10 protein-coding genes are annotated in these 10,221 nt (G+C 72.0%); 4 read left to right on the top strand and 6 right to left on the bottom strand.

Going from position 1 to position 10,221, the window contains the following annotated elements; translation table 11 throughout:
* The 4 genes from LLG88_02665 to LLG88_02680 all read right to left on the bottom strand — a co-directional run.
* A partial coding sequence (locus LLG88_02665) for a dipeptidase (protein ID MCE5245809.1) occupies window positions 1–1,337 on the bottom strand: 1,337 nt, incomplete at its 3' end.
* 134 nt (window positions 1,338–1,471) lie between these two features.
* On the bottom strand, window positions 1,472–2,098 hold the full coding sequence (locus LLG88_02670) for a nucleotide exchange factor GrpE (GenBank protein ID MCE5245810.1): 627 nt from the start codon (window positions 2,096–2,098) through the stop codon (window positions 1,472–1,474).
* Between the two features lie 22 nt (window positions 2,099–2,120).
* The gene (locus LLG88_02675) at window positions 2,121–3,482 is read right to left on the bottom strand and encodes a trypsin-like peptidase domain-containing protein (GenBank protein MCE5245811.1); all 1,362 of its coding nucleotides are present in this window, start codon (window positions 3,480–3,482) and stop codon (window positions 2,121–2,123) included.
* Window positions 3,479–4,330 (bottom strand): zinc metalloprotease HtpX, encoded by an 852-nt coding sequence (locus tag LLG88_02680; GenBank protein ID MCE5245812.1) that lies wholly within the window; start codon window positions 4,328–4,330, stop codon window positions 3,479–3,481. The genes LLG88_02675 and LLG88_02680 overlap by 4 nt, the downstream gene beginning before the upstream one ends.
* A 229-nt stretch (window positions 4,331–4,559) precedes the next feature.
* Here LLG88_02680 and LLG88_02685 point away from each other — a divergent pair, with 229 nt between their 5' ends.
* The gene (locus LLG88_02685; protein ID MCE5245813.1) at window positions 4,560–5,627 is read left to right on the top strand and encodes an AIR synthase family protein; all 1,068 of its coding nucleotides are present in this window, start codon (window positions 4,560–4,562) and stop codon (window positions 5,625–5,627) included.
* Here LLG88_02685 and LLG88_02690 read toward each other — a convergent pair.
* Window positions 5,621–5,809: a 4Fe-4S dicluster domain-containing protein gene (locus tag LLG88_02690; protein MCE5245814.1), complete on the bottom strand. Its 189-nt coding sequence runs from the start codon at window positions 5,807–5,809 to the stop codon at window positions 5,621–5,623. The two genes, LLG88_02685 and LLG88_02690, sit on opposite strands and share 7 nt — an antisense overlap.
* 147 nt (window positions 5,810–5,956) lie before the next feature.
* Here LLG88_02690 and LLG88_02695 point away from each other — a divergent pair, with 147 nt between their 5' ends.
* From LLG88_02695 to LLG88_02705, 3 genes are read left to right on the top strand one after another with little or no spacing between them, the layout of a single operon-like run.
* Entirely contained in the window at window positions 5,957–7,210 is a 1,254-nt protein-coding gene (locus tag LLG88_02695) for an efflux RND transporter periplasmic adaptor subunit (protein ID MCE5245815.1), read from the top strand.
* Between the two features lie 12 nt (window positions 7,211–7,222).
* Window positions 7,223–8,443, top strand: coding sequence for an ABC transporter permease (locus tag LLG88_02700; protein MCE5245816.1), 1,221 nt, complete (start codon window positions 7,223–7,225; stop codon window positions 8,441–8,443).
* On the top strand, window positions 8,443–9,705 hold the full coding sequence (locus tag LLG88_02705; GenBank protein ID MCE5245817.1) for an ABC transporter permease: 1,263 nt from the start codon (window positions 8,443–8,445) through the stop codon (window positions 9,703–9,705). Before LLG88_02700 ends, LLG88_02705 begins: the two co-directional genes overlap by 1 nt.
* Window positions 9,706–9,840: 135 nt before the next feature.
* On the opposite strand, the gene LLG88_02710 is transcribed toward LLG88_02705, so the two are convergent.
* Window positions 9,841–10,221: hypothetical protein (locus LLG88_02710; protein ID MCE5245818.1), on the bottom strand; the 381-nt coding region annotated here is incomplete at its 5' end.

A 10,221-nucleotide genomic window follows, 5' to 3' on the forward strand; every position in this document is an offset into this window, starting at 1 on the left:
GCGGCCGCGGCGATCCCCTTGTAGAACTGGTCGAGGTCCAGCTTCTCGTTCGGGGCGTGCAGCCCGTCGTCGGGCAGCCCGATGCCGAGCAGCGCGCAGGGGACCTTCAGCTCGGCGGCGAACGTGTTGATGATCGGGATCGAGCCGCCTTCGCGCGTGAAGACCGGCGTCTTGCCGTAGGCCCGCCGCACGGCGTTCGACGCCGCGACGAGCGCGGGATGGTCGGTTTCGGCGATCCAGGCCTCGCCGCCGTGGAGGTACTTCACGCCGACCTTCACCGACTTCGGCGCGATCTGCTTGATGTAGGCGGCGACCTTCTTGGCGATCTCCTCCGGGCGCTGCGCGGGGACGAGCCGCATCGAGATCTTGGCGTGGGCCTCGGCGGGGATGACCGTCTTGGCGCCTTCGCCGGTGTAGCCGGCCCACATCCCGTTGACGTCGAGGCTCGGCCGGGCCCAGACGCGCTCCAGCGTGGTGAACCCCTTCTCGCCGAACAGCTCCGGCGCGCCGAGATCGCGGCGGTACTTGGCCTCGTTGAACGGCAGCGAGGCGAAGCCCTTGCGGTCGGCCTTGGTCAGCGGCTGCACGCGGTCGTAGAAGCCGGGGACCTTGATCTTGCCGTTGCCGTCCTTCAGCCCGGCGAGGATCTGCGCCAGGGCGAGGGCCGGGTTGACGACCGCGCCGCCGAAGCTGCCGGAGTGCAGGTCGCTGTTGGTGCCGCGGACGTCGATCTGCAGGTAGGAGAGGCCGCGCAGGCCGTTGCAGATCGAGGGGCTCTTGCGGTCGTACATCTCCGTGTCGGAGACGCAGACGACGTCGCAGGCGAGCAGCTCGACGTGGCTCTTGATGAACGGCTCGATGTTCTCCGAGCCGGCTTCCTCTTCGCCTTCGAGGATGAACTTCATGTTCACCGGGCAGGTCCCGGCGGTCTTGAGGTGCGCTTCGAGGGCGAAGACGTGGACGATCGCCTGCCCCTTGTCGTCGGCGGCGCCGCGGGCGTAGAGGCGGCCTTCGCGCTCGGTCGGCTCGAACGGCGGCGTGCGCCAGAGCTCGACCGGATCGATCGGCTGGATGTCGTAGTGGCCGTAGACGAGGATCGTCGGCTTCCCGGGGGCGCCGAGCCATTCACCGTAGACGATCGGGTGGCCCGGAGTCTCGTGCAGTTCGGCCCGCGTGCAGCCCGCGGCGAGAAGCCGCGCCTTGGCCCATTCCGCGGCCTTCAGGACGTCCGACTTGTAGGCGGGGTCGGAGCTGATCGAGGGGATGCGCAGCCACTCCTTCAGTTCGTCGAGATGGCGCGCGCGGTTTTCCTTGAGGAAGGCGGACAGATCGCTCATCGCTAAGGTCTCCCGTGCCCGGTGGGGCGAGGGCGACCATGGTACTCCGAACGCGGCGCGCCGCGCCGCGCGAACCGCGCCGTCCGCGCCGCCGCGCGCGCCGTTCGGCGACGCCGCGCGGCGCCGGGCCTCGTTCAGACCGCGACCTTGACCTGCGCGGCGCGGAGCACGCGCTCGCCGAGCCGGTAGCCGGCGCGGTACTCCTCGACGACCGTCTGCCGCGCCGCGGGATCCTCGGCGGGGCAGGAGAGGACCGCCTCGGCGACGTTCGGGTCGAACGGCTTGCCGAGCGTCTCGATCCGCTCCAGCCCCTCGCCGGCGAGGGCGTCGAGAAGCTGCTTCTGGACGAGGCGCACCCCCTCGGCGAGCGGATCGTCGCCGGCGTGGGCGAGGGCGCGGTCGAAGCCGTCGAGCGCCTCGAGGATCGACGAGAAGGCGCGGCCGAGGGCGTCGCGGACCCGCCGCTCCTGGTCCCGCTCGAGGCGGGCGCGGGTCGCCGCGAGGTCTTCCTTGGCCCGCAGGAAGCTGTCCTGCAGGTCGGCGAGGCGGCCCTCGGCCGTCCGCGCGCGCTCTTCCCAGACGCGCGCCGCGGCTTCGGCCTCGGCCAGCGCGGCGGCACCCGGCGCCTCCGCGGCCGTTTCGGCCAAGTCGGGGAGATTGGCCTCCCCCTCGTCGGCCGGAAGGACGGCCGGCTCGCCGTCGGCGTGGAAACGCCGCCGGTCGGTCACCTGGATCTCTTCGTCGCGTCGCTCGTCGTTCATCGCGCTCTCTTCCGTCCGTCGTTCAGCGCCGGCCCCGCGTCGCCGGCCGGGGGGCGGCCCCCAGCGGCACGGTCACGCGGTAGTAGCCGTCGCGCGCCCCGATCACGAGGGTCGCGGCGCGGCGCCGCGCCGCCTCGGGGAGCGCCTCGTAGAAGTCGTCCGCGTTCTTGATCTCGCGGCCGTTGACCTCCTCGATCGTCAGGCCCGGCCCGATGCCGATCTGGGCCGCGGCCGAGTCGTCCCGCACCTTGTCGATCACCGCCCCGCCCTCGCCCTGCTTCACCGAGAAGCCGAGGGCGTTGAGCGCGATCTCGGGGCCGCGCTCCTTGGGGAACTCGCGCACCGCGAGCCGCCGCGTCTCCTCGCGGCCGGCGCGGCCGATCGTGATCGTCGCCTCGCCGCCGAAGTTGACGCGGGCGAGCGCGGTGTCGAACTCGGCGACCGTCGCCACCTTCTGCCCGTCCACGGCGAGGATCACGTCGCCGGCGCGGACGTCGGCCGCCTCGGCCGGGCTGCCGGCGTAGCGGCGGCGCACGAACACGCCCTTGCCGCCGGCGATCCCCGCGGCCTGCGCCTCGTCCCCTTCGGCGTCCTCGAGCGCGAGGCCGGTCCACGTCGGGCGCACCCGCCCGTGGCTGACGAGCTCGCCGTAGACCTTGCGGGCGCGGTCGATCGGGATCGCGAAGCCGAGGTTCTGCGCCCCTTGCCCGATGATCTGGGAGTTGATCCCGACCAGCTCGCCGACGATGTTGAGCAGCGCGCCGCCGGAGTTGCCGGGGTTGATCGCCGCGTCGGTCTGGACGAAGTCGGAGTAGGCCTGGTCCTCGGACGAGGCGAGCGTCCGGCCGAGCGCCGAGACGACGCCGACCGTGACGGTGTTCTGCAGGCCGAACGGGTTGCCGATCGCGATCACCGTCTCGCCGATCATCAGGTCGTCGGAACGGCCGAACGGCACGGTGGGCCACGGCCCCGGCCCCTTGAGCTTGAGGACCGCGAGGTCGCTCGCCTTGTCGGCGCCGACGACCGTCGCCTCGACCTGGCGCTTGTCGGCGAGGGTGACGGTGATCTTGCTCGCCGCGGCGATGACGTGGTCGTTCGTCAGCACGTAGCCGTCGGGATCGACGATCACCCCCGAGCCGAGCGAGTTCTGCACGGCGCCGCGCCGGCGGCCGCCGCCGAAGAAGAACTCGAACGGATCGACGCCCCCGGCGTAGGGGTTCCGGACCACGACCTCGGTCGAGACGTTGACCACCGCCGGGCCGACCTTCTCGACGGCGCGGACCACCGCGTCGCGGCGCTGCGCGCGGGAGGCGTCCTGCGCGGCGGCGGGGAGGGCGAAGGCGGCGACGAGCGCCGCGGCGACGAGGACGGGAACGGACTTCACAGCGGCATCTCCCCGACGAGGCGGCGGACCCGGTCGTCGATCGAGGGGTGCGTCGAGAACAGCGAGGCGAAGGAGCGGCCGCAGAGCGGCGAGACGATGAACATGTGCGCGGTCGCCGGGGATGCGTCCATCGGCACGCGCTGGCTCGCGGTCTGGAGGCGTCGCAGGGCGCGGGCGAGGCCGACCGGGTTGCCGGTCAGCTCCGCGGCGCCGGCGTCGGCCGCGTACTCGCGGGAGCGGGAGACGGCGAGCTGGACGAGCAACGCCGCGATCGGGGCGACGATCGCCATCGCCAGCAGCCCGAGGACGCCGCCGCCGTCGCGGTCGCGGTCGCCGCCGAAGCCGCCGAAGATCGCGCCCCACTTGGCCATCGTCGCCAGAAACGAAACGGCGCCGGCGATCGTCGCCGCGATCGAGCCGATCAGGATGTCGCGGTGGCGCACGTGGGAGAGCTCGTGCGCGAGGACGCCGGCGAGCTCGTCGTCGTTCATCAGGTCGAGCAGCCCCTCGGTCACGGCGACCGCGGCGTGCTGCGGGTTGCGGCCGGTGGCGAAGGCGTTCGGCTGGCGCTCGGGGATCACGAAGATCCGCGGCCGCGGCAGCCCGGCGCGGGCGACGAGCCCGTCCACGATCCGCTCGACGCGCGGCGCCTCGCCCGGGGCGATCTCGTGCGCTCCGTACTGGGCGAGGACGATCTTGTCGGAGAACCAGTAGGCGCCGAGGTTGAGCAGCGCGGCGAAGACGAGCGCGGCGGCCGCGCCCCCCGTTCCGCCGAGCAACTCCCCCGCGCCGACGAGGATCACCGTCAGCAGGGTGAGCAGGAAGACCGTCTTCGCGGTGTTGGCCATGTGCGTGGTTCCCTTTCCCGCGCCGGCCGCGCGGCGCGCGGCGGCAAGCGGCGGAAAGACAAGTCTATCTCCCGCCGGCCGAAGCCACCCATCTGTGGGATCGGCGGCCGGACGCGTCAAGTCGCCCCGAGGGCGGCGGGCGGGCCGCGCGGCGGACCTCCGGGGTTCCCTGCTATCCTCGTCCGTCCCGCGGGCGGGTCGTCGGCGCTCCGCGCAAGGACAAGGGACGATGGCCGAAAAGACGCAACTGCCGCTGGGCAAGATCAGCCCCGAGATCTTCGAGGAAGTCATCTATCCGCGTCTCGGCGCGGGCGATCCGCGCGTCCTCGTCGGGCCGCGCTCCGGCGTGGACGCCGCGATCGTGGACGTCGCGCCGGGCCGCGTGATGGCGGTGACGACCGATCCGTTCTACGTCGTGCCGGCCTACGGCTGGGAGCGCGCGGCGTGGTTCGCCGTGCACATCCTCGCCTCCGACCTCGGCACGACGGCGATCGCGCCGCAGATGATGTCGATCGACCTCAACCTGCCGGTCTCGATCGACCGCGAGTCGTTCGAGCGGCTCTGGGCCGGCGTGGACGACGCCTGCCGCGCCCTCGGGATCGCGGTCGTCACCGGGCACACCGCGCGCTACGCCGGATGCGACTACCCGATGGTCGGCGGCGCCTCGATGTTCGGCTTCGGCGAGGCCTCGCGGTACGTCACCCCGGCGATGGCCCGCCCCGGCGACGCGGTCGTCGTGACGAAGGGGCCGGCGATCGAGGCCACGGGGCTCTTCGCCTCGACCTTCCCCGAGCTGTGCCGCGCGGGGCTGGGCGACGACATGGCCCGCCGCGCGGAGGCCGTTTTCTGGAAAATGAGCTGCGTCGAGGACGCGCGGGTCGCCTCCTCGGTCGGCGTGCGGGACGACGGCGTCTCGGCGATGCACGACGCCACGGAGTGCGGCGTGGACGGCGGGCTGTACGAGATCGCCCGCGCCTCGAACGTCGGGATGTTCGTGGACCACGACGCGCTGCCCGTCCCGGAGGAGGTCGCCGCGGTCTGCCGCCTCTTCAAGATCGATCCGTTCATCTCGATCTCGGAAGGAACGCTGCTCCTGACCTGCCGGCCGCACAAGGCGGACGCCGTGCTCGGCGCGCTGCGCTCGGCGGGGATCGACGCCTCGGTGGTCGGCGAATGCCGCCCGCCGGAGGACGGCCTCGTGGTGCGGGAAGGGGGCGTCGAGCGCCCGCTGCGCCATCCGCGGATCGACCCGTTCTGGGCCGCGTTCCAGGAGGCGTGGGAGCGGCGGCCTCAGTAGTCGACGGAGATCGCCCCCGCGGGGCAGGCTTCGACGCACTTGAAGCAGAGGATGCAGGAGTCGGGCCGGACGATGTAGACCCGGTTGTTGCGGATCTCGAAGACGTCCTCGGGGCAGACCGCCTCGCAGCACTGGTTGTTGTCGCAGAGGTCTTCGTCGATCTCGACGGTCGCTTCGGACATGGCCGCCTCCTATGGCGCCAATGTCGCGCCGCCGGGGCCCGCGGGCAAGGGGGACCGGCGGTCGCATTCTGGCGCTGGACGGCGGGAGGCGTCCCGCGATCCCGGCTTAGAATTCCCGGGCGTTCAGAGCAGGGAGGCGGAGGTTAGATGAGCAAGCGCGGATCGCGGGGTCGTGGGGCCGTCGTCGTCGCCGTCGTCGTCGTCGCGGTGGTGGTCGCGGGGATCGTCGGCATTTCGGTGGCGAAGCGCGGCGGCAAGGGGACTCCGGTTCAGACGGCCGTCGTCGCGCGCGAGGACCTGCAGGCCAAGGTCAGCGCGAACGGCAAGGTGCAGGCGCAGAAGAAGGTCGACATCTCGGCGACGATCGCCGGCCAGGTCACGAAGCTCGCGGTCAAGGAAGGGGACCGGGTGACCAAGGGGCAGTTCCTGCTGGAGATCGACCCGGCCATCACGCGCGCCGCGGCGGAGAGCGCGGCGGCGGCGACCGAGGCGCTGCGCAAGGACCTCGACGCCCAGCGCGCGAACCTCGTCCAGGCGCGGATCGACTACCAGCGCGCGGCGAAGAACTGGGCGGAGAAGATCATCGCCCAGGCCGACTACGACCACGCCAAGACGGCCGTGAAGACGGCCGAGGCCGCGGTCCTCGCCGCGGAGCGGCGGGTCGAGCAGGCCAACGCCGAGTTCGCCGGCGCGCAGGACTCGCTCAAGAAGACGCGCGTCCTCGCGCCGATGGACGGCGTCGTCACGGCGAAGCGGATCGAGGAAGGGGAAGTCGCGGTGATCGGGATCCTGAACAGCCCGGGCACCGTCCTCCTGCAGATCTCCGACATGTCGATCGTCGAGGCGGAGATGGAGGTCGACGAGACGTCCGTCCCGTCGGTCCTGCTCGGCCAGGCGGCGCAGGTGCGCGTGGACGCCTACCCGAACAAGACGTTCGACGGCGTCGTGACCGAGGTCGGCAGCAGCCCGATGGTCCGCACGAACGCGACCGACCAGGCGATCAAGTTCCGCGTGAAGATCCAGATCAAGAACCCGCCGCCGGACATCAAGCCGGGGCTCTCGGTGCAGGCCGACATCCTCACCGGGTTCCGTCCGAACGCGCTCGCGGTGCCGATCCAGTCGCTCGTCGTGCGCGACGCCGAGCGGAAGCCGGAGGAGAAGGCCGGGCCGAAGCGCGAGGAAGAGGGCGTCTACCTCGTCGAAAGCGGCAAGGTCCGCTTCCAGAAGGTCGCCACCGGGCTGATGGGCGAGCTCTCGATCGAGGTGCTGGACGGCCTCAAGGGGGGCGAGACGGTCGTCACCGGGCCGTTCCGCACGCTCCGCGCGCTCAAGCCGGGCGAGCAGGTGAAGCCGGAAGAGAAGAAGGCCGGCGCGCCGGGTCAGCCCGACGGCCGTTCCTGAGCGGAGGCCGCGATGAGCCTGGCCGACCTGTTCGCCGAGAGCCTGGCGGCGATCCGCGCCCACGCCCTGCGCAGCTTCCTCACGCTGCTCGGGATCATCATCGGCGTGGCGACGATCGTCGGCGTCGTCTCGGTCATCGCCGGGCTCGAGGGGTACGTGCAGGAGAAGATCCTCGTCCTCTCGCCGGACGTCTACGTCGTGACGAAGTTCGGGATCATCCGCTCCCGCGAGGAGTTCCTCGAGGCGCTCAAGCGGCGCGACATCACGCTGGACGAGTACCGCCGGCTGCAGACGCTGCTCCGCGAGGCCTCGGAGATGGCCGCGCAGGTGGAAGCGACGAACGTCGTCAAGCGGGCCGACCGGCGGCTGACCGGCGTGGAGACGATCGGGACGACGGCCAACTACCCGCGGCTGATCGACGTCGATCTCGCCGGCGGGCGGTTCTTCCTCGAGGGGGAGGAGCGGTCCGGCGCCGCGGTGACGGTGATCGGCTGGGACCTCAAGGAAGAGCTGTTCCCGCAGATGGATCCGGTGGGGCGCGAGATCCTGATCGGCGGCGTCCCGTTCCACGTCATCGGCGTGGTGACGAAGAAGGGGAGCACGCTCGGGCAGAACCAGGACAACCGGCTCTACCTGCCGATCACCTCCTTCCGGCAGAACTTCGGCTCGCGGCAGAGCGTGGACATGCTGATCCGCGCCGCGGGCGGCGTCCCGGGGGTCGAGCGGAGCGTGGACGAAGTGCGGGCGGCGCTGCGCGCGCTGCGCCACACGCCGTACCGCGCCGCCGACCCGTTCGGCGTCGTCACCGCCGAGGCGCTGCAGCAGCTCTGGCGGCAGATCTCCACCGCCGCCTTCGTGCTGCTCTTCCTGATCTCGGCCGTCTCGCTCGGCGTCGGCGGCGTGGTGATCATGAACATCATGCTCGTCTCGGTCCTCGAGCGGACGGCGGAGATCGGCGTGCGCAAGGCGGTCGGGGCGCACGAGACGGACGTGCGGCGGCAGTTCGTGCTCGAGGCCACGCTCCTCTCGCTCGGCGGCGGCCTCGTCGGCGCCGCGCTCGGCGCGGGGGCGGCCTACGGCGTGCGGGCGGGGCTCGACTTCCCGGCGCGGGTCGGGCCGGGGATCCTCGCCCTCGGCCTCGGCCTGTCGGTCGTCGTCGGGCTCGTTTCCGGCTGGTGGCCGGCGTGGCGCGCCTCGAAGCTGAACGCGATCGAAGCGCTGAGGGTCGAGTGATGGCGATCCGCCTGTTCGTGGCCCTGTGGGAGAACGTCGCCTCCGCCTTCTCGGCGATGTGGGGCCAGAAGCTGCGCAGCATGCTGACGCTGATCGGCATCGTCGCCGGCGTGGCGACGGTGATCCTGATGGTCAGCTTCGTCGCCGGCTTCAACAACTCCGTCACCGAGGCGTTCACCGAGTTCGGCGCGCAGCTGGTGCAGTTCCAGAAGTACGAGCCGCGCTTCGGCGGCGGCGGCGAGATCCCCGAGGACCAGAAGAACCGGCGCGACCTGACGCTCGAGGACGCGGCCGCGCTCAAGCGGCTGGCGACCGCGGCGGCGGCGGTGTCGCCGGAGCGGTACATCTTCGGCTCCTCCAGCGTCAAGAACGGGAACCGCGAGGCGAACGGGCCGCTGCTCGTCGGCGTCTCGCCCGACTACTCGCTGGCCAACAACCACTTCGTCGTGGACGGCCGGTTCGTCGGCGAGGCGGACGTGCTGCACGCGTCGAAGGTCTGCGTGATCGGACTCGACGTGGCGGAGGCGCTCTTCCCGTTCCGCGATCCGGTCGGCTCCGCGCTGACGATCGACGGCGTGGCCCATCAGGTCGTCGGGGTCTTCGAGAAGAAGGGCTCGGCGTTCGGCGGCAGCAACGACAACTTCGTCGCCGTGCCGATCAGCGACTTCGACGAGCTCTACCCGCAGGTCAAGAACTCGCACGGCGACAACCTGCACATCGCCACCGTGCCCAAGACGCCGCAGGACTACGACCGGCTGATCGAGCAGGGGACGGCGATCCTCCGCGCGCGCCGGCAGCTGCGGCCGAACCAGCCGAACGACTTCGCGATCTTCACCAGCCAGGGGGCGCTGGAGAACTTCCGCCAGATCACCGGCGGCGTGGCGGCGGCGATGATCGTCATCGCCGCGATCGCGCTGCTCGTCGGCGGCGTCGGCGTGATGAACATCATGCTGGTCAACGTCACCGAGCGGACGCGGGAGATCGGCGTGCGCAAGGCGCTCGGCGCGACCGAGCGGGACGTCGCGGTCCAGTTCCTCGCCGAGGCGATCACCCTCACCGGGATCGGCGGCGCGATCGGCATCGGTCTGGGGTTCGGCGTCGCGCTCGCCGTCAAGGCGGGGCTGAACTTCCCCGTCGCCACGCCGATCTGGGCCGTCGTGCTCGGCTTCGGCGTCTCGACGGCGGTCGGGATCATCTTCGGCATCTGGCCGGCGCTGAAGGCGGCCCGCCTCGATCCGATCGTCGCCCTGCGCTACGAGTAGCGCGGGCGGCGCGCCGCGTCGGCGGGGCCGCCGCCCGGCGACCTTCAGTCTCACGGTGAAGCCGAGCCTGTTGCGTCGGTCGTGGTTCGTCCGCGGCTTGGCGCGGCGGCCCCGTCGTCGGCGGCGTGGCGGGGCTCAGGCGCGCTCGAGCCAGTGCCTGGGGAAGAGGCGCGGGGCGTCGCGGGCGGTGGGGGTGGGGAAGTCGCGGGCGAGGACGCGTCGGGCGAGCGGGGGAAGGACGCGGAGGTCGCGGCGGAAGACGCGTCGGGCGAGGAGGTCGTCCCAGGAGAGGGGCCTGGCGAGGAGTCCGGCGGCCATGGCGGGTGTGGGTCCGTCGGTGAGGGCCTCGCGGCGGCGCTGGACGAAGTCGCGCCAGAACTGGAAGAGGGCGGCGCGGGCGACGAGCGAGGCGACGCGCCGGTCGAAGGCGATGGTCTCGCGGCGGTGCCCGGCGTCGCTGTGGCGGAGGAACTGGTGGAGGGCGTTGGCGGGGCCGAGGGCGCGGTTGTAGGCGGG

The sequence above is a fragment of the bacterium genome (assembly GCA_021372775.1).
In the GTDB taxonomy this organism is placed as follows: Bacteria; Acidobacteriota; Polarisedimenticolia; order J045; family J045; genus JAJFTU01.

What these genes read in the sequence shown, in the direction of transcription:
- LLG88_02670 (MCE5245810.1), bottom strand. Translation starts at nt 2,098, where the DNA reads ATGAACGACGAGCGACGCGACGAAGAGATCCAGGTGACCGACCGGCGG.
- LLG88_02680 (MCE5245812.1), bottom strand. Translation starts at nt 4,330, where the DNA reads ATGGCCAACACCGCGAAGACGGTCTTCCTGCTCACCCTGCTGACGGTG.
- LLG88_02685 (MCE5245813.1), top strand. Translation starts at nt 4,560, where the DNA reads ATGGCCGAAAAGACGCAACTGCCGCTGGGCAAGATCAGCCCCGAGATC.
- LLG88_02690 (MCE5245814.1), bottom strand. Translation starts at nt 5,809, where the DNA reads ATGTCCGAAGCGACCGTCGAGATCGACGAAGACCTCTGCGACAACAAC.
- LLG88_02695 (MCE5245815.1), top strand. Translation starts at nt 5,957, where the DNA reads ATGAGCAAGCGCGGATCGCGGGGTCGTGGGGCCGTCGTCGTCGCCGTC.
- LLG88_02700 (MCE5245816.1), top strand. Translation starts at nt 7,223, where the DNA reads ATGAGCCTGGCCGACCTGTTCGCCGAGAGCCTGGCGGCGATCCGCGCC.
- LLG88_02705 (MCE5245817.1), top strand. Translation starts at nt 8,443, where the DNA reads ATGGCGATCCGCCTGTTCGTGGCCCTGTGGGAGAACGTCGCCTCCGCC.